This window comes from Clostridium beijerinckii, assembly GCA_003129525.1.
GTDB lineage: Bacteria > Bacillota > Clostridia > Clostridiales > Clostridiaceae > Clostridium > Clostridium beijerinckii_D.
This window is the reverse complement of the sequence record CP029329.1, coordinates 3,420,647-3,440,961: the sequence shown is the minus strand read 5'-3', so window position 1 is coordinate 3,440,961 and position 20,315 is coordinate 3,420,647. Positions and strand designations below refer to the sequence as shown.

At 29.2% G+C, this 20,315-nt stretch carries 19 protein-coding genes; 15 read left to right on the top strand and 4 right to left on the bottom strand.

The window, feature by feature from the left end:
* Positions 1–26: 26 nt before the first annotated feature.
* The 5 genes from DIC82_15415 to DIC82_15395 all read left to right on the top strand — a co-directional run bounded on the left by DIC82_15415 (position 27) and on the right by DIC82_15395 (position 6,570).
* Positions 27–875: a fatty acid-binding protein DegV gene (locus DIC82_15415; GenBank protein ID AWK52301.1), complete on the top strand. Its 849-nt coding sequence runs from the start codon at positions 27–29 to the stop codon at positions 873–875.
* 210 nt (positions 876–1,085) lie between these two features.
* On the top strand, positions 1,086–1,952 hold the full coding sequence (locus DIC82_15410) for an NAD(P)-dependent oxidoreductase (GenBank protein ID AWK52300.1): 867 nt from the start codon (positions 1,086–1,088) through the stop codon (positions 1,950–1,952).
* Between the two features lie 441 nt (positions 1,953–2,393).
* Positions 2,394–2,726 carry a transcriptional regulator gene (locus tag DIC82_15405; protein AWK52299.1) on the top strand — a complete coding sequence of 111 codons (333 nt, stop codon included), beginning with the start codon at positions 2,394–2,396 and terminating at the stop codon, positions 2,724–2,726.
* 151 nt (positions 2,727–2,877) lie between these two features.
* Positions 2,878–4,191 carry an MATE family efflux transporter gene (locus DIC82_15400; protein ID AWK52298.1) on the top strand — a complete coding sequence of 438 codons (1,314 nt, stop codon included), beginning with the start codon at positions 2,878–2,880 and terminating at the stop codon, positions 4,189–4,191.
* Between the two features lie 39 nt (positions 4,192–4,230).
* Complete coding sequence (locus DIC82_15395) at positions 4,231–6,570, top strand: bifunctional glutamate--cysteine ligase GshA/glutathione synthetase GshB (GenBank protein ID AWK52297.1); 2,340 nt, start codon at positions 4,231–4,233, stop codon at positions 6,568–6,570.
* 49 nt (positions 6,571–6,619) lie between these two features.
* On the opposite strand, the gene DIC82_15390 is transcribed toward DIC82_15395, so the two are convergent.
* Positions 6,620–7,135: a hypothetical protein gene (locus tag DIC82_15390; protein ID AWK52296.1), complete on the bottom strand. Its 516-nt coding sequence runs from the start codon at positions 7,133–7,135 to the stop codon at positions 6,620–6,622.
* Positions 7,136–7,420: 285 nt separating this feature from the next.
* Between DIC82_15390 and DIC82_15385 the strand changes: the two genes are divergently transcribed.
* Complete coding sequence (locus DIC82_15385) at positions 7,421–8,080, top strand: hypothetical protein (GenBank protein AWK52295.1); 660 nt, start codon at positions 7,421–7,423, stop codon at positions 8,078–8,080.
* A gap of 154 nt (positions 8,081–8,234) precedes the next feature.
* Here DIC82_15385 and DIC82_15380 read toward each other — a convergent pair whose 3' ends face one another.
* Positions 8,235–8,693 (bottom strand): hypothetical protein, encoded by a 459-nt coding sequence (locus DIC82_15380; protein ID AWK52294.1) that lies wholly within the window; start codon positions 8,691–8,693, stop codon positions 8,235–8,237.
* A 30-nt stretch (positions 8,694–8,723) separates the two neighbouring features.
* On the bottom strand, positions 8,724–9,473 hold the full coding sequence (locus tag DIC82_15375) for a threonine/serine exporter (protein ID AWK52293.1): 750 nt from the start codon (positions 9,471–9,473) through the stop codon (positions 8,724–8,726).
* A gap of 547 nt (positions 9,474–10,020) precedes the next feature.
* Here DIC82_15375 and DIC82_15370 point away from each other — a divergent pair.
* The 6 genes from DIC82_15370 to DIC82_15345 all read left to right on the top strand — a co-directional run bounded on the left by DIC82_15370 (position 10,021) and on the right by DIC82_15345 (position 16,293).
* On the top strand, positions 10,021–11,256 hold the full coding sequence (locus DIC82_15370) for a serine hydroxymethyltransferase (protein ID AWK52292.1): 1,236 nt from the start codon (positions 10,021–10,023) through the stop codon (positions 11,254–11,256).
* A gap of 469 nt (positions 11,257–11,725) precedes the next feature.
* Positions 11,726–12,241 carry a cysteine hydrolase gene (locus DIC82_15365; GenBank protein AWK52291.1) on the top strand — a complete coding sequence of 172 codons (516 nt, stop codon included), beginning with the start codon at positions 11,726–11,728 and terminating at the stop codon, positions 12,239–12,241.
* A gap of 229 nt (positions 12,242–12,470) precedes the next feature.
* Positions 12,471–12,716: a hypothetical protein gene (locus tag DIC82_15360; protein AWK52290.1), complete on the top strand. Its 246-nt coding sequence runs from the start codon at positions 12,471–12,473 to the stop codon at positions 12,714–12,716.
* 699 nt (positions 12,717–13,415) lie between these two features.
* The gene (locus DIC82_15355; protein ID AWK52289.1) at positions 13,416–13,859 is read left to right on the top strand and encodes a hypothetical protein; all 444 of its coding nucleotides are present in this window, start codon (positions 13,416–13,418) and stop codon (positions 13,857–13,859) included.
* Positions 13,860–13,885: 26 nt separating this feature from the next.
* Positions 13,886–16,087 carry a DNA topoisomerase III gene (locus DIC82_15350; protein AWK52288.1) on the top strand — a complete coding sequence of 734 codons (2,202 nt, stop codon included), beginning with the start codon at positions 13,886–13,888 and terminating at the stop codon, positions 16,085–16,087.
* Between the two features lie 14 nt (positions 16,088–16,101).
* The gene (locus tag DIC82_15345) at positions 16,102–16,293 is read left to right on the top strand and encodes a YwbE family protein (GenBank protein AWK52287.1); all 192 of its coding nucleotides are present in this window, start codon (positions 16,102–16,104) and stop codon (positions 16,291–16,293) included.
* 525 nt (positions 16,294–16,818) lie between these two features.
* Here the strand turns inward: DIC82_15345 and DIC82_15340 are convergent.
* The gene (locus DIC82_15340; protein ID AWK52286.1) at positions 16,819–17,742 is read right to left on the bottom strand and encodes a glycoside hydrolase; all 924 of its coding nucleotides are present in this window, start codon (positions 17,740–17,742) and stop codon (positions 16,819–16,821) included.
* Between the two features lie 163 nt (positions 17,743–17,905).
* Here DIC82_15340 and DIC82_15335 point away from each other — a divergent pair, with 163 nt between their 5' ends.
* Genes DIC82_15335 through DIC82_15325 form a run of 3 tightly spaced genes read left to right on the top strand, consistent with a single transcriptional unit; the run spans position 17,906 to position 20,310 of the window.
* A complete protein-coding gene (locus tag DIC82_15335; GenBank protein ID AWK52285.1) occupies positions 17,906–18,550 on the top strand; it encodes a hypothetical protein in 645 nt (214 codons plus the stop codon).
* A gap of 25 nt (positions 18,551–18,575) precedes the next feature.
* The gene (locus DIC82_15330; GenBank protein ID AWK52284.1) at positions 18,576–19,709 is read left to right on the top strand and encodes a hypothetical protein; all 1,134 of its coding nucleotides are present in this window, start codon (positions 18,576–18,578) and stop codon (positions 19,707–19,709) included.
* Between the two features lie 22 nt (positions 19,710–19,731).
* Positions 19,732–20,310, top strand: coding sequence for an acetyltransferase (locus DIC82_15325; GenBank protein AWK52283.1), 579 nt, complete (start codon positions 19,732–19,734; stop codon positions 20,308–20,310).
* The last annotated feature ends 5 nt before the right edge of the window (positions 20,311–20,315 follow it).

Here is a 20,315-nt window from a genome sequence, read left to right as displayed (position 1 = left end):
GATAATTTTATGCAGGAGGGATTATAATGGAAAAAATAGCATTAATAACAGATAGTGCTTCAGATATAAGTGTTGAAATGTTAGAAAAAAATAAAATAAAGCTGTTGCCTTTTAAGGTTATATATACTGATAGAGAATATGAAGACAGAATAGATATAACTCCACAAATGATGTATGAACGTCTAAAAACTGAAATACCTAAAACTTCATTACCTAGTATAGAGAAAATGACTAACATATTTAGGGAAGCAGTTGAAGAAGGGTGTACTCATGCAATTATAATAACTATATCAGCTGCTTTTTCAGGGACATATAATGCTGTAAGATTAGTTTGTGAGGATTTCCCAGAACTTGAGACCTTTGTTTTTGATTCCAAAACTTTAACTATGGCAGAAGGAGCAATGGTACTTGAAGCTGCAAAACTAATTAGTGATGGAAAATCATTTAAAGAAATAACTGAGATATTGCCTACATATAGAGAAAAAATAGATTTATTTTTTACTATAGAGACTTTAGAATATTTACAAAAGGGTGGCAGAATAGGAAGAGTTGCTGGAACTATTGGAGAACTTTTAAATCTTAAACCTATTATAACAGTAGCAGACGATGGAACTTATAGAACAGCAACAAAAGCTAGAGGTTCAAAGCAATCTGTATCAAAATTGATTGATATATTTAAGACTTACTTAGAAAAAGGGAAGTATAAAGCTTGGATTTTAGATGGAGATGGATTAGATAAAGTTCAAAGTTTATATGAAGCAATAAAAGACCTTCCTAATGTAGTAGAATGTACAATTGTTGGAACTATTGGTCCTGCACTTGGAGTAAATACTGGACCAGGACTTGTAGGTCTTGCAATAGAAAGAGTAGATTAATATATAACCCACCGAAATAAAGGTCATGCATTTGTTCCAGTTACTGAAGATTTCACAAAAGCATGACCTTTATTTCTAGTTTTGGTTATATATTTAAAAGACAAGGGTAATTTACAACGTAGAGGTTATACATTTTAATTCCGATAAATAATTTTTTTATATTAGGAAAGACTAATTTATAGAAAATATAATAACATAGGAGGAATTAAAATGAATTTTCCAACATCTTTTCCAAAGCAACATCAAAACAGGCAACCAGGGTTTGAGTATGAAATGAATCCAACTCCAATATATGATGATCCAACGTATAATAAAAAGGGTGATGCTTTAAATAATAAAGTTGCTATAATTACAGGTGGTGACAGTGGAATAGGAAAAGCAGTTGCTATTGCTTATGCCAATCAAGGTGCAGATATAGTAATTGTATATTATAATGAACAAAAAGATGCAGAAGAAACTAAAAAACTCATAGATGTTATAGGCAGAAAATGCACTCTTATAGCTGGTGATATTAGTGATTCTAATTTCTGTAATATTGTATTAGAAAAAACTATTAAGGAATATGGGAAAATAGATATACTAGTTAATAATGCTGCTGTTCAATATGAGTGTACAGACATTAAAAAATTAACAAATGAGCAATTTGATAAGACATTTAAGACTAATATTTATGGTACTTTTTATATGACAAGAGCAGCAATGGAACACTTAAAGCCAGGTGGATGTATAATAAATACAGCATCAATTACTGCATATAAAGGAAATGAAACATTAATTGATTATTCCATGACTAAGGGAGCTATTGTTGCTTTCACAAGATCTTTATCAACTGCACTTTCAAAAGGTAAAACTAATATAAGAGTAAATGCCGTTGCACCAGGTCCTATATGGACACCACTTATTCCAGCAAGTTTTGATGAAAAGAAAGTTTCTGAGTTTGGTTCAGACACACCACTTGGAAGAGCCGGTCAACCAGTTGAATGTGCCGGAGCTTATGTATTTTTAGCATCGGAATGCGCTTCATATATTACAGGGCAAGTAATTCATGTAAATGGGGGAGAAATAGTAAATTCATGAACTGAACCACTAAATACTGAACAAATAGCTTAAACTTTAAACAAACCTCATAAACATTGAACAAACCGACGCTGTGCAGTCCGGAACAACAACACCAAGAATAAAGCGAAAAAAGCAAGAAAAAATGAAGTGAAAATAACTACTAATCTAAGTAAATTCAAGAGTTAAGGCAAAACCTTAGCTCTTTTTATCTATAAAGTCAAAATGAAAGATATTGAATCTATAGAGAGAATAAAGACATCTCGTTTGTAATGAGATGTTATTTTTTTGAATTCCTCTAAAACCAGATATACCTTGAAGGTAGACTTTTAGGGTATAACAAACATGTACATAAGTATATCATAATATATTAAAAAAATAAAAATATTGACTACACATAGATGGATATCTATACTATATACATAGATTATTAAGAGGGATAATCTTTGAAAGGAGAATAATATGAGTTCAGAATATGAAACTAATTCAAAAATATTAAAAGCTTTGAGTGATCCTAATAGGCTTCAGATAATTGATTTATTATCTTGTGGTGAAAAGTGTGCTTGTGAGATATTGGAAAACTTTAAGTTTACGCAACCTACTTTGTCTCATCATATGAAAGTTTTAATGGATTGTGGCTTAATTGAGGTCAAAAAAGATGGTATATGGAATTATTATAAGCTAAATGTTAATAATACTAATAAATTAGTATTATTCTTAATTAACTTAATTACGGAAAAAGAAAATTGTATATGTAATAATCACAATGAAACATGTAATGACAATAGCATATAAGATAATTTGAAAAATTGTGTAGAAGATAAAATTGGAATTTTAAAAAATGAAGAAAGATAGAAAAATATATTGATATTTATAGAAATGTTATGGCATAAGAATTTTGAGAATGAATTGGCCAACGTTAATCTTAAATATGAATGGAGAGAAAATGAAAAAGATAGATTTGACAGAAGGTAGTGCTATAAAAGTTCTAACAACCTTATCTGTACCTATAATGGGTAGTTCTTTGCTACAATTTACATATAATTTAGTTGATATGTTATGGGTTGGTGGATTGGGTAGTGGCGCAGTTGCAAGTATAGGTTCATCAAGCTTTTATATAGGATTAGGATATTCCATAAATTCATTAGTGATTATTGGAACTGGAATAAAAGTTGCACATGCTTTAGGTAAAAAAGAAGAAGTAGAAGTAAAAGAATACATTAATGCAGGAATTCTAATTAATACAATAATTGGTCTTGTTTTTGGAATTCTATTAATTTCAATAGGAAGAAGCCTTATAGGATTTTTACATCTTGGAAATCCTACTGTTGAAAAAGATGCTTATTTATTTTTGGCTATAAGTGGACCTACATTGTTTTTTGCATTTTTTAATTTGTTATATGCAAGGATATTAGGCAGCTTTGGTAATAACAAATTGGCATTTAAAATTAATTCTATAGGTGTAATTGCCAATATAATATTAGATCCTATATTCATTTATGTGTTTAAGCTTGGAGTTCTAGGTGCATCGATAGCTACTATGTTAGCTAATATTATAATGTTTGCATTATATTTATTTGAATCATCAGGGATGCTTAAATTCAGTTTGAAAATTAAAATTGATTACAAAAAGGTAGAGGAAATAATAATTTTAGGATTTCCTATGGCTTTTCAAAGAATTCTATTTACAATAATTAATATATTCCTTGCAAGAATTATAGCCATATTTGGTTCAGATGCAATAGCAGCTCAAAAAATAGGACTTCAAATCGAATCAATTACTTATATGGTTATTGGAGGACTACATGGTGCAATAGCAGCATTTACTGGTCAGAACTTTGGAGCTAAAAAATATGACAGGATAAGAGAAGGATATAATGCAGCCTTAAAAATTGGAATTGTTTATTCTTTATTTATGGCATTTTTATTTATATTTTTCAATATGCCATTTATTAAACTATTTGTTAGAGATGAAAATACTATAGTTATTGCAAGAGCCTATTTACAAGTTGTAGCATTTTCACAAATATTTAGTACTATAGAAACTATATCAAATGGATTATTTACAGGCATTGGTAAGCCTAAGATATCTTCGATTATAAGCGTTGTATTTACAGCTTTAAGAATTCCAATGGCCTTATTTTTAATAAAACCTTTTGGGATAACTGGTATTTGGATAAGTATTTCAGTATCTAGTATTTTAAAGGGAAGTGTAGCATATTTATTATATAGAATTGAAGTGAAAAGAAAGTTTAAATAATGATAAAAGATATATAAAGTTGGTAGCGGGAGGAAGGAAATGTTAAATAAACTTAAAGAATTATTTACAGCAGATGAATTATTAAAGGGAAATTATGGTATAGAAAGAGAAGGATTAAGGGTTAATAATATAGGGGAATTGTCAGAAAAAGCTCATCCAAGCATATTTGGTGATAAAGTCGAGAATAGTTATATAACTACTGATTTTGCAGAAAGTCAGATAGAGGTAATAACTCCACCATTTAGAACTGTAGAAGAAACTTATGATTTTGCAAATTCACTTTATGATATTGTGGCAATGGAGATTGGTGAAGAATATTTATGGCCACAATCAATGCCAGGTATAGTACCAGAGGATAATAAAATTAAGGTTGCAGAATATGGAGAAAATGATAAAGGCAAGGAAGCAAGTCTATATAGAGAAAAATTAATAGAGAAATATGGTGGAAAAAAACAACTTATATGTGGTATACATTATAATTTTTCTTTTAGTGATGAGTTAATTAATAAATTATATAGAAGTCAAGATTGCAATGAACTTTTAAGTAATATAAATTGTAATAATCAAAATCCAGAATATAAGGAATTTAAAAATAATATTTATTTAAAGATTACAAGAAATTATCTGAGATTTAGATGGCTTTTAATATATCTTTTAGGTGCAAGTGGTGTCGTTGATAAAAGTTACATAAATAATTGTGTAAATTCAGCTAAAAAAATCGGAGATGATGGCTTTTCTAATGAAGGGGCTTTATCTTATAGGAATAGTGAATGTGGTTACAAAAATAAAGTTGATTTATTTCCAAATTACAATTCAGTAGAAGAATATATTGAAAGTTTAAAAAGTTTTATAAATGATAAACTTATTGATAGCCATAAAGAACTTTATAGTTCTATAAGACCCAAACCTACTGATGCTAATGATTTTATGAAATCTCTTTGTAAAGATGGAATTCAATATTTGGAATATAGAAGTATTGATATTAATCCTTTTGAAAAAGGCGGTATAAGTATAGATGATTTATATTTCCTTCAATTATTTAACTTGTTTTTGCTTATAAACGATGAAAGTGACTACGATAGATGGCAAGAAGAAGGTGTAGAAAATCAAAATACAATCTCAAAATTTGGACAAAATGATGTTATGCTAAAAAAAGATGGAACTCTTGTCTCAAAAGAGCAATGGGGAATAGAGATATTAGAAAATATTAAAAACATTAATAAAGAACTTAATCTTGGAAAAGAAGAAGTTGTTAATTTAATGATTGAAAAAGTTAAGAACCATAAATTAACTTATGCATATAAAATTCAAAAAAAAGTTCAAGAAGAAGGATATATTAATGCTCATTTAAATATAGCAAAAGAATATAAAAAGGATGCGTATAATAATAGATTCAAATTAGAAGGTTATGAGGAATTAGAATTATCTACTCAAATTTTAATGAAGGAAGCCATTAAAAGAGGTATAAAGTTTGAGGTTTTAGATAAAACTGAGAATTTTATCTCCCTTAAGAAGAATGATAAAGTAGAATATGTTATGCAAGCAACTAAAACTTCAAAAGACAATTATGTAACTGTTTTAATTATGGAAAATAAGAGTGTTACCAAAAGAGTACTTTCTGATAGCAACATTAAAGTTCCAAAAGGAATAGAAGTCAATTCTATGAATGAAGCTATGAATGTAATAAAACAGTTTGTAAATATGCCAATAGTAATTAAGCCAAAGTCAACTAACTTTGGAATTGGAATAAGTATATTTAAAGATGGTACAGATGAAAGAAGTATTAAAAAAGCTTTTGAGATTGCATTTAAGCATGATAAGACAATTCTTATTGAAGAATTTATAAAGGGCAAAGAATATAGATTTTTAGTTATTGATGATAAGGTTGTTGGAATACTCCATAGAGTACCAGCTAATGTTAAAGGTGATGGAGTAAAATCTATAACAAAGCTAGTTGAAATAAAAAATCAAGATCCCCTTCGAGGATATCACTATGTAACACCTCTTGAAAAAATAAACTTGGATGAAAATGCGGAATTATTTTTAAAACAACAAAACAAAGATTTTAATTATATTCCAGAAAAAGATGAAGTAGTTTACTTAAGAGAAAATTCTAATATTAGCACAGGTGGAGATAGTATAGATTATACTGATGATATTTCAGAAAAGTTTAAGATAATAGCAGTAAATGCAGCTAATGCAGTTAATGCTAGAATTTGTGGTGTTGACATGATGCTAGAGGATTATAGTGATGAAAATTCTAACTACGCAATAATTGAACTTAATTTTAATCCTGCTATCCACATTCATTGTTATCCTTATAAAGGTGCTGAGAGAAAAATTGGTGCAGAAGTATTGAAGGTATTAGGCTTTATTTAAAATAAGAGAAGCTCTAATAAAAGAGCTCCCTGTAATATATTTATTACTATTAAAGACTTTCTATAGCTAAAGCAGATAATGTTGCATTAGTTATTGTTAAACCTGCTGTTTCAGCAATTAAGCTACTTGGTTCAAGTTTAACTGTATAAGTGGTGCAACTATTACATGGGCTACAATCGCAGTATTGGAAACAGAATGATTCAGATTCGAAAACGCTAGCTAATTCAGAAAAAGTATGGGTTCCACCTATTGCTTGAGGAGCACCACCATCAGTAGATTTTTCAATTATAAAATTTAAACTTACTAAAATAGTTGCAGGTAAACAAATTAAACTAGTAAAAGTTAAAAGAATTTTAGGGTCGCATAAGCGGCTAGTATCTATAGATACACTACATACAGGTATAGGTCTAGATAATGGTGTTGAAATTATAGGCATAGGCCCAATTCCACCAGAGCCACAACTGAGTAGTGCTCTACCAGGTTCAGGAGAAGAGTTATAGATTCTGCAACTAGGATGATTTTCATAATACTCATAACCACGTTCATTTTCAGACAAATTACTCATAAGATACCTCCATATTATCATAAGTTTATCAAAGTTTTCTCTATATAATATAAGTTATAAGAGATTATTGCATAATATATTGTATGAAAAATACATAAAATTGTGCTGTATAGGTAGAGTTATTTCAATATCTTATAACTAAAATAAATATCTATTATATTATATTAAAATATGAATCTGAAATATTTATTATAATAAGAATAGAACAAAATATTTTTTGACTAATTAATTTAATATGGTAAAATTCAAATGTATATATTTAATTAAAAACATGAGGTGTTTAAAATGCTAAAAAACGATTATATGAAAGAAGTAGAAAATACTTTAAGATTAGTAACAGAAGAAGTAGATAAAAACATAATAAATGGAGATATAGAAGAGGCCAAGGAAAGAGTGAATAAACAACTTAAAGCTTTAGTTGGAATAGATATAGGAACTGTAGATGTTTTTTCTTTTAATAGTTTAGATGCACTTATTAGTAAAGAAATGCAATATAATGCTGAGAAATTTATTGCATTTGGATGTCTTATGAAGCTTCAAGGTCAAATTAGCAATAAAGAAAATAATGAAAATTCAAAAGTTCAATATTATGAAAAATCCCTGGAAGGTTTTTACAAGGCATATACTGAAGATGATGAAACAAATTCTAAATATTTAGATGATGCAGTAGATGTAGCAAATGAATTAATTAACTATGAGATTTCACTAGATATAGATAAGAAAATTTTAAAACTCTATGAATTAGCTAATAAACTTGATAAAGCTGAAAATACTTTATTTTACATGCTTAGAAAAACTAATAATGATGGAAATATGATTTTAGAAGGAATGAGATTTTATAACAGACTTAAAGAAAGAGAACCTGATGAATTAAGATTAGGGAATTTACCTATAGAAGAAGTTGAAGATGGGATTTCAGAACTTGAGAGAAGACTTGGACTATAAGGCACATGGACTTGTTATTTTTTTGATTGTGCCTAAAGTGAAATAATAGCTAAATATCAGATAGAGCTGTTGCTGGTTGAGATGGAGGAAATTAAAAGCAAAATGGAAAAATAAATTGTGATAATTTATTCTTCCATTTTTTTATTTAATAATTTCATAATATTTTTTTCTCAAATAGTTTTTCTTTTACTTTTTTTAGGTTTACAACTTGTCTTGTTATTGTAGATACAAATATTACCCCTAATGCCAATACACCAGCACTAGCCAAGGTATTTAGACCAAGTTCTAATGCACCACTTACATTCCCAAGTATTGTCTGATACATTGTCTCATACATTCCAGCACCAGGGACTAAGGTTATAAGGGCACAGATTACTAAGGTTGTCACGGGAGTTTTTAAATATCTTGCACAAATTTCTGAATAGATACTAAATATTATAGAAGAGATAAATAAAGACAAAATAATACTCATACCATTGTTATTTAAGTATAAATAACAAAACCAACTTAAGCTCCCGCCAATAGATGCGAAGATTAATTTTATTCCTTTTATATTAAAAATTATTCCGAAACCAAAAGATGCCCCAAAGGCAACTATAACTTGCTCAATCATAAAATTCCTCCTAAAATATAAAGATGTTTATCACCTAATAAATATGCTTAAGATAGCACCAGTACCCACTGCAATGGAGACAGCAATCAAAAAGGCTTCGGATGCTTTTGTTATACCAGATAAAAAATCTCCGGCTATAGTATCTCGAATAGCATTTGTAATAATAAGTCCAGGTACAAGTAACATAATGGAACCTATAATAGTTTTATCTAAATTTGAACATAAATTTAATTTCAAAAACATTACAGCTAAAATAGCACATAATCCACCACAAAAAGAATTTACAAAGAATTCATTTATATTTAACTTTTGAAATATGATCATTACTATTTTTATGACAGCGCCAATTAAACATGTTGAGAAAAAATCTTTAAGGTCTCCACCAAACATTACTGAAAAACATCCAGCTGCTATAGAAGAACAAAGTAAAGTGATAAAATGGGAATATCTAGGTTCATTAGATATTTTTATAAGATCTTTGTTTAAATCACAAAGATCTATAGATTCCAATTGAATTCTTCTAGATAGATCATTTACAGCATCTATTTTATTTAAATCAACACCACGAGATGTAATCCTCTTAACAAGGGTTGCAACTTCGTCATAATAAGTTATTGTAACCATGATACCAGTTGGGATTACAAAGCTATCAGCAGTATGGGCCCCATAAGCAATACATATTCTGCTAATGGTTTCCTCGACTCTATAAGTTTCAGCACCACTTTCTAACATGATTTTACCTGCAAGAGTAGAAATTTTAATTAATTTATTTAAATCCATAATCTTTTTCTCCATAACTAATATTTTAGGCACGTTAAAGAAAATAATAAATCAAAGATACGAAGTAGATTAGCATAGTGACTTATTATTTTATTGAATATACTATATATGATAAATGAATTATAGCATAAAATAAAAAAATCTTATAGAACTAACATATTAATTAATATTAATTGTAAATTTGTTAATAAATATTAGAGTAAATCAAGTAAATTAACATACTAAACTGCTGTTTTTTTAATATGCATTAAAACATGGATAGAGATTTAATATAATATTTATCTGAAATAGAAGTAATAAGTGAGAGAATATTATCAAATTTAAAATAAATTTGTTGATAATATTAGAAAATGTTAAAAAATAGTTGATTAATTTAGTAAGAAATCTTATAATTTGAATATAAAGTTAAGCTACTTAAGTTAGAGTCTTGTGCTCTAGCTGAATTCAGTTAAACTTATGTAGATTTAGTAGTTCTTGTACTTATTATTAAGATATGGAGTGTTAGAATGGCTAGAGATCAGAAAAATTAAGTTGGGGTGGTAAAAGTATGAATTTTGAAAATATACAAAGAGAAGACAAAGAAATTTATAGTTTAATGGAAAAAGAGTTAGAAAGACAACAAAAAGGCATAGAATTAATAGCATCAGAAAATATTGTAAGTCCTGCTGTTATGGAAGCTATGGGGTCTTATTTAACTAATAAGTATGCTGAAGGATATCCAGGAAAAAGATATTATGGGGGCTGTTACGTAGTTGATCAAATAGAGCAAATTGCAATTGATAGAGCAAAAGAATTATTTGGTGCAGAACATGCAAATGTTCAACCACACTCAGGTTCACAAGCAAACATGGCAGTATACTTCACAGTTTTAGAACCAGGGGATACTGTTTTAGGAATGGATTTAAGCCATGGCGGACATTTAACTCATGGTTCACCAGTTAATTTTTCAGGAAAATTATTTAACTTTGTATCTTATGGGGTTGATAAAGAAACTGAAATGATTGATTATGAAAATGTAAGAAAGATTGCTAAGGAAGCCAAGCCAAAGCTAATAGTAGCAGGTGCAAGTGCATATGGAAGAATTATAGATTTTGCAAAGTTTAAAGAAATAGCAGATGAAGTAGGAGCATTACTTATGGTAGATATGGCTCACATTGCAGGATTAGTTGCTGCAGGTGTTCATCCATCACCAGTACCATATTGTGATTTTGTAACTACAACTACACATAAAACATTAAGAGGTCCAAGAGGTGGATTAATTCTTTGTAAAGAAAAATATGCTAAAGAATTAAATAAGAACATATTCCCAGGAATACAAGGTGGTCCTTTAGAACATATTATAGCTGCGAAAGCTGTATGTTTTAAAGAAGCATTAGATCCAAGTTTTAAAACATATGGTAAGAATGTAGTTGAAAACTGTAAAGAGCTTGCAAATCAATTAATAGAAAAAGGTTTTAAAATAGTATCAGGTGGAACAGATAATCACGTCTTCTTAGTTGATTTAAACAACAAAGATATAACAGGAAAAGAAGCAGAAAACTTATTAGATACAGTAGGGATAACTGTTAATAAAAATACAGTACCAAATGAAACAAGAAGTCCATTTGTAACTTCAGGAATTAGAATTGGTACAGCAGCAATTACTACAAGAGGATTTGTAAAAGGAGATATGGCAGAAATTGCAGCAGTTATAGCTGAAACAATAGAAACGCGAGAAGGAGATTTATCATCACTTAAGTCTAGAGTAGAAACTTTATGTGATAAACATCCATTATATAGTTAAAAATTAAAAATAAATTTATAGAGGTTTCATTAAATAGAATGAAGCCTCTTACTGTTACATAGAATAATGTAATAAAAGTAAAATTAATTATTTGAATTTCAGATAAAAACTCTTATATCATGTGAATCATAGTGAATATGATAAATTAACTTAGAAATCAATGAAAAGTTTATTTCAATATGGTATATTATATGTATACCATATTGAAGTAAATTAAAACTATATATAAGTAAAGGGAGAGAAAAAATTAATGGGATAAAAATTGATAGTTAGTAGATGAATATTTTGTAATATACTTATATAGTTTATCCGATAGCTAGCGTCCGTAAAACTTCTATTTTAGTGGTCGACAACGGCTGTACGCTCCTGGATACGTTCTTTTAAGCTTCAGAATGAAAAACCAGTATTTGTATTATAAAAATTACACCTGAAGCTAAGAATCACTTTATATGGAAGATGGGGAAAGTAAATGAAAAAAGCACTTTTAGTCATTGATGCTCAAGAAGATTTCATTGGAGAACAGCGAAATAAAAATAAATTCGATTATGAAGATGTAGATGAACTTGTGAAAAACATTAATGATAAGATTAGAACTTATGAAAAAAATATGCATGAGGTTATTTATATTGCCAATGTATTGCCAAACAATTTTTTAAATAAAAAAATTTTTGGATATGGAATCGCAGGAAGTGAAGGCGCTAAATTTGAAAAAAGGATTAAAATTGTATCAGAAAACTATTTTGAAAAACAAGTAGGTAATGCTTTTAAAAATAATAATTTGGTAAAATTTATAAAAGATAATGCAATAAGTGAGGTAGAACTTGTTGGTGTTGATGGAATTGGCTGTGTTTTTAAAACTGCTAAAGGAGCAATAGAAATTGGGCTTAAAGTCACTATTTTAAGTGATAGTGTAGGAACCGTTAATCCTGAAAAATATATTAAAAAAAGCACGAAATTGAAATCTTTTGGTGTAGCTTATATATAATTTAGAGACTATTTCAAAATCAAATGTATTTTGAAATGGTCTTTTTTGTATAGAAGTTTAGTGATGAGCGTTGATATAATTAATGATCAACTCATACTTTAATGCATTATGAATTAGAAAGTTTGGGTAGTTATATATAATATTTAATATAAATATTTGTAGTGAACTTTTGAAGTGTTTTTGAATATTATAGATATGAAGTAATAAAGTTTTCTAGGAGGCTTATAAAATGAATCCATATCAATTAATTATGCAAGTTCAACAAAAAATGCAACAAGACCCCAAATTTTCGAATAAATTTAATAAAGCTGTTACCGAATTAAATAATGTACCAGGTCTTCAACAACAGGTAATAAGAATAGCTCAAATAAATGATGAAAATCAAAGACAACAAGTAATAGACGGACTTCCTAAAGAAGCTAAACATGCAGTTAAAGGGATATTAGAATTATTGAATGATTATGGTCTTCTATAATTCTAATATAAAGAAGTATATTAATAAAACATTTGGGTTTTCACATACTTATTCTAAATTCACAATGCACAATTAAGGAATAACTTTAATATAAAGTTTAAAAACCAAAATTGTGCATTGTCAATAGATATCATAAAGGCAATAAATTATGTTTTTATCTAGAATCCCCTTTTTTTAGCTTCCACTCCGCTTTCATTTACTCCAGGTTTTTCAATTGTTGTATTAATACTACTTTTACCATATTGACCTTGAGTTTTTGTACCATTTCTCAAATAATTATTTTTTGAATAATCTTTTTTATTATTGTTATCCATAAAAAATCATCTCCTTTTTTTATACATATATAGTATGTGTAGATTAATAAAAAATAGTGATAGTAAAGATAACCAAATATATAGTTTTATTTGAGATACATATTATTTTTAGTGTCAAATGTTAATTTAGTAGGCAAGGAAATTTTAGCTAAACTTAAAACCTTAATAGTCGAAATTTTATATAAAATGCGACAATAATAGGGATTTTAGTGATATTTATTACTAGCCTTAAAATGGTGGTCTAATAGTGACAGTTAGCTAACGGATAAAATATTCTTAAAGCAAGTTTATGAAAAATATGCTATAATAAGATGCCTCAAAGGTTAGTATAATTTCAAGGCAGACCATTATTTTTAAGATACTTAAAGAAAGAAGGAGATAGAGAATGGATTTTACATTAGCATTGCCACTAATATGTATATTTGCAGCAGATATACTGTTTTTTATTACAATTAAAAATAATAAATTAGATTTTAAAGGTAAAAATCAATATAGATTTGTAACACCAGTTGTTGTATTAGTGTATATAATATCAATTTATATGGAAAAAAGGTTTGATTTTGAAAATATTCTAATTGTTATAGGACTTGCTATATTTGCGTTACTTGGAAATAAATGCGGTGTGAGTAAAAAAGGAATAATTACTGGGTCTTGGTTTACTGCTTGGAGAAAAATAGATGAAGTTAGTGTGGAAAATCAAGGAGAAAAATGTATTCTTCTTTATTCGAATAAAAATATTAGAAAAAGATTAATATTTAAAAAAGAAGAGGAAAATGAATTAAAGAAATATATAGAAAATATAAAAAGAGAAAACAATATAAAAAAATAGATTGTAATAGTGAGGAAGATAAATAAATGAGTAAAACTCTTGTATTGGCCGAAAAACCAAGTGTTGGTAGAGACTTGGCTAAGGTTTTAAAATGTAATCAAAATAAAGGTGCATATATAGAAGGACCTAATTATATAGTAACTTGGGCATTAGGGCATTTAGTGACATTACTTGATCCAGAAGGTTATGGAGATAAATATAAGAAATGGAGCATGGAAACACTTCCAATGCTGCCAAAGGCTATGAAACTTACAGTTATACAAAAGACAGGTAAGCAATTTAATGAAGTAAAGAAACAAATGTTAAGATCTGATGTAAGTGATTTAGTTATTGCAACAGATGCGGGACGTGAAGGAGAATTAGTTGCAAGATGGATAATTGAAAAAGTTGGATTTAAAAAACCAATAAAAAGACTTTGGATATCATCACAAACTGACAAAGCGATCTTAGATGGATTTAGAAATCTAAAACCAGGTGCAGCATATGAAAATTTATATAAAGCAGCACAAGCAAGAGCTGAAGCAGATTGGATTATTGGACTTAATGTAACAAGAGCTTTAACATGCAAGTACAATGCTCAATTATCAGCAGGGAGAGTTCAATCTCCAACTGTGGCTATGATAGCTCAAAGAGAAGACGAAATTAAAAATTTTAAACCTAAGGACTATTACACAATTATAGGAAATACGAATCATTTTTCGTTGGAATGGATTAATAGAGATAATACTAATAGAACATTCGATGAAAATTTAGCTAAAAAAATCGTTGGAGCAATTAGAGGTAAAGACGGAGAAGTTATTGAAATTACAGAGACAAACAAAAAACAATATGCACCATCTCTTTATGATTTAACAGAACTTCAAAGAGATTGTAATAGGATTTTTGGATATTCAGCTAAACAAACATTGTCTATAATGCAAAGACTTTATGAAAACTACAAAGTTTTAACATATCCTAGAACAGATTCAAGATATATAACAAAGGATATAGTTCCTACTATAAAAGATAGATTAAAGGCAATTTCTGTTTCTAACTATGCAAAAAGTGCAACTGAAATATTAAAGGGAAACATTGTTGCAAATAAAAGCTTTGTAGATGACAGTAAGGTTTCAGATCACCATGCTATTATTCCAACAGAACAAAGAGTTAGTCTTGGAATTTTAAGCTCAGAGGAAAGAAATGTTTATGATTTAGTAATAAAGAGATTTTTAAGTGTTTTACTTCCACCATTCGAGTTTATTCAAACAGGAATTAAGGTGAAAATAGGCGATGAAATTTTTAGAGCTAAAGGTAAAGTTATAACATCTAAAGGCTGGAAGATGGTTTATGACAGAGTAGATGATCTTGAAGAAACTAGTGAAGAAGGCGGTTTAAAAGAACAGGTATTACCAAAGCTCAATAAAGGGGCTAAGATTAAAGTTAATAATGTTGAAATCAAAAACCATAAGACTAAACCACCAGCAAGATTTACGGAAGGTACTCTATTATCTGCTATGGAAAATCCACAAAAGTATATTACTATTGATAAGGAATCAGCTAAAACTTTAGGCGAAACAGGTGGTCTTGGAACTGTTGCAACAAGAGCTGATATTATAGAAAAATTATTTAATTCTTTTGTAATAGAAAAGAGAGGAAAGGAACTAGTTCCAACTTCTAAAGGAAAACAACTTATGGAACTTGTACCAAAGGATTTAAAATCACCACTTTTAACTGCTAGATGGGAAAAAGAGCTTGATGATATAAGTAAAGGAAAAACAGATGTTCATGATTTTATAGGAAGAATGAGAAATTATGCAACAGCTCTAGTTCAAGATGTTAAATTTAGTACAGATAAATATACTCATGATAACTTAACAGGTAAAAAATGCCCAGAGTGTGGTAAATACATGTTAGAAGTTAAAGGCAAAAATGGCGTAATGAACGTCTGCCAAGATAGAGAATGTGGCCATAGGGAAAGTGTGTCAAGAGTGACTAATGCAAGATGCCCTGAATGCAAGAAGAAGCTAGAACTAAGAGGGCATGGAGAAGGTGCAATCTACGTTTGTCCAGGAACTAACTGCAACTTTAGAGAAAAAGCCGCTCAATTCCAAAAGAGATTTGATGGAAAAGGAAAAGTTGACAAAAGAGAAGTAAATAATTATATGAACAAAATGAAAAAGGAAGCAGAGAACTTTAATGATAATCCATTTGCTGCCCTTTTAGGTGGAATGAAATTTGATGATAAATAAGGTAAGGTGAAATTATGGATGGAACTAACAGATCAAATATTAAGATAGGTTCAAGGGTCTTAGTTGTAAAAAAAGAGGACCAAAGAACAGGTAAGTTAACAGAAGGTATAGTTAAGAGAATACTTACAAATTCACAGAATCATCATCGTGGGATTAAGGTTATGCTTGAAGATAACGTAGTTGGAAGAGTTCAACAAATAAAATAATAGTGTGTTTTATGTTCCCCAAGACGATGTTTTGGGGAATCTTTGTTTTAGGGGGTCTAACAAATACGCAGAAATAAACCTTCACGCAGAAACAACAATAGTTTTGAGTAATTATTTAGATGGGGATTGAATTGTAAGCGGGAGGTTAACGAAGTTTAAGAAAGTTTTGAGCTAAAGGGGTATTTATTAAACTACCGGAAAGTATAGCGTGTCTTAGGGCGATGCTTTTCGGGAATCTTAAAACTTAGACTGTGCTCGGGTAAAGGCAAAGTTAGCTGCTTTAGGACAGGGGTTCGATACCCATCGCCTTCACCATGAAACCCACGACGGATGTTGAGGGTTTTGCCCTTTTTTGAACTTATATTACAATTATTAATAATAACCTAAGCTTTTATGATTAATTTTTGTTCTTAAAACTAAGGATATTTGTAATTAAAGAATTTTAAGTTCTTAAGTTAACTTATGCTAGGAATTTTCTAGCATAAGCTATCGAATTAATTTTATAAATTTATAGAATATACATCTTTAGTTACTGTTTAGTTTATAATATCGTACATAATCAATTTCAACCAATGAGGGAAAGATAGTTTGACTTAGATCATTACCTGGCCAATCCCCGCCAATGGCTAAATTAATAATTAAATAAAATTTTTTATTAAATGGATCATATTTTTCATTAAAAGTTTTTTTCAAGTTAAGAGTAAAATAAACTTTATCATCTATCATCCACTTGATTTTTTGTGAGTCCCACTCAATAGAATAAATGTGAAATTCCTTGGAAAAATCAGTGGTACCACTACTATATTTTTCATATGATCTTGTTTGTTTTTTTGAATAGTAATGTGCAACTCCGTATATAACTTTAGGGTTATTACCCAGCATTTCTACCAAATCAATTTCTCCGTTTTTTATCCTACTATTATAGTTATCTTCACAAGGTAAAAGCCAAATAGCAGGAAGCAGTCCGTTTCCTTCAGGAAACTTTGCTTTAATTTCAATTTTACCATACAAAAAGTCAAACTTACCCTTTGTAACTATCCTCCCAGATGTATAATGATAATTTTCATAGTTTTCTTTAAGACCTTTTATAATTAATTTTCCATCTGAAATATAGCAATTTTCTATTCTATTTGTATAATACTGTAATTCGTTGTTTCCCCATATACCTCCACCATTTTGGATAGTCCAGCATTTGTCGTTTATAATATCATTATTAAATTCGTCATTCCATATCAAATTCCATCCAGATTTTGTTTTTTCTTTTAACTCGGATTCTGATATGTTATTTGAATTATTAACTGCTTCATTATTTCCACTTGTGGGATAAGTTTTACTTAATTCATTGCCATTACAATTGTGCAAGATATCACCAGAACCAATTTTGTATATTGGAATTAAAAGTGCCATAAATAAGAACGTTATTTGAATAAAAAAATATTTCTTTTTCATATACTCATTCTCCTTGATAAATAATATGGCTATGTTTACTATAGTATGCTTATAACTTTTTTTACTAAATTACATTTATATTTGCATAAACTAAAGTTCAAAATCATATTTTTTTATATAGAGTTTTAGCTAAACATAAAAACTATTACGGGAGAAGATAACTATGGACGGGGAAAAGATTTTATTTGTAGGGCCTCATCCTGATGATATAGACTTAGGATGTGGAATTTGTATGCATGATCATTACTTAAAAAATGATAAAATAAAAACAATAGTTTTGACAAATGGGGAAAAAGGAAGCGAGAGTGTTTTTTCAGATCGAGTGATTGAGGAATGTAATTCCTTTGAAATTTTAGCGCCAGAATCCCAGAATATTTTTTTGGGATTTCCTGATACAATGCTTTTTTATCATAGGAACGAGATAATATTTGAAATAAGAAAAATTGTAATGGATAATATTCCTGATATTGTTTACATTCCTTCTAACCATGATTTTCATCAAGACCATGTTGTGACATACGAATGTGCTATGGCAGTGTTTAACAATCTTAAAATACGAAAAATAATTTGTTATGAAACTCCTTCAACTATGCTTACCTTTACACCAAACTATTTTAAAGTATGTGATTCAGATAAATTTGGAATAAAAATGAAAGCTATACGATGTCATGTATCACAAGCAGATAAACTATACATTGCATATGAAACAATTTACTCAATTGCGAAAATGCGCGCTGTCCAGGGGCGTTATTATGAAGGTGTAGCGGAGGCATTCGAGATGATTAGGTTTTCAGAACCAATTTTATAGGTATATTTTCAAAGGAGGTGAATGAATGTCATTACTTGGAATGTTGACCAGTCCCAGAAGTATGATTTTTATGCTATTTTTAATTTCATTTACTATCTGGTTAATTGTAAAGAAAAATGAAATTGAATACTCGGATAGATACAATTCTGTTGATGTCATTGTACCCGCTTATAATGAAGAGATTACTATTTCAAAAACCGTTTGTGATTTAGTAGAAAATAAATACATTGATAAAATTATAGTAGTAGACGATGGGTCAAATGATCGAACCATCGAAGTGTTAAAACAGCTTAAATCTTTATACAATGAAAAGTTGCTGATTATATCTCAATCGAACACCGGTAAGGCTGGAGCAATAAACAACGGATTAAATTTCATCGAATCAGATATGGTATTCTTAACGGATGCAGATATAAGAATTCCAAATGATAATGGCTTAGGATATTTAATAAAGGCAATTGAGAATGGAGCAGATGCAGTTGCCGGAATACCTGGCTCAGATTTAAACAACATTCGCTTCTTTGGAAAAGTGAGGGCTTCAGTTAAAATTTTCTTTGCTACATTTAGAAAATGCGGGGGAGAAATAATTAGCGGACACACATTTTGTGTTTCTGGAAGTGTGGGCATGTATAAAACTCACATCTTGAAGAGTGTTAAGTTTCCAGACAGGACTTGCGTGGAAGATATGGATTTAACATGGGAATTGATTTCAAGAGGATATAAAATAGCTCAATCCTCCAAAGCAATCGTGTTTAGCCAGGAAGCTGCGACCCTTGGTGATGATATAAAAAGATGGAGAAGATGGATAAGTGGTTATGCGGCTTGTATGAGAATTCATAAAAAGTTATTATTAAAAAGGTTTGGATTAACTGCTATTTTACCTAATTTTATTATTGGGATATTTGGTATTATCTTATTTTTTATACCATTTACGTGGGGGTATATAAATGTATTAAAGGGTACAGCTATCTGGTTCATTATTTTAATGTTTGCTTCAGGTTATTCAGCATACAGAGAAAGTAAAAAGTGGTGGCTTATGATATACTCACCATTTTCGATATTTACAATTATACTTGTCTTCTTTTGTTGGATGTTTTGGGGATTGCCGACTCTGATTACGGGCAATGAACAAAGTTGGATAAAGGTCAAAAGATATTAATTATTGAGGGGGGAAGATTTAAATGATATATAGATGGTGGAGTGAGTGGAAGGAACAACGTGAAAACATTAATACAAAAGGACAGCTTGATAATTTTAAGAGACCAATATATGTTGGAAAAGACACTTTTATATCAGAGGATGCAATTTTTAATGGCAACATTATAATAGGTGATAATTGTATGATTGGTACTTGGGTGATAATTAGAGGAAATGTGATAATTCAAAATAATGTAAGGATTGGCTACGGAGTTGAAATCAAAGATTCAATAATAAGTGAAAAAACCACCATAGGCCCGATGTGCTATATAGGTGATTCACTGGTAGAAAAAGAAGTTTATATGGGGGCTTTGGTAAGAACATCAAATCACAGACTTGATAAAAAAATTATAAAATCATGGAATGGAGAATTATATGAAGAAACTGGGTTTGAAAAGCTTGGATGTTGGATAAAGGAAAAATCCAATTTAGGTATAGGAGTTGTAATATTACCAGGAAGAATAGTACCTGAAAATAGTACATTTGAACCTAATATAGTGATAACAAAAAATTATGTTTCTGGACATTATAGATTAGAGCAGAATATTACTAAAATTAATTAATCTAA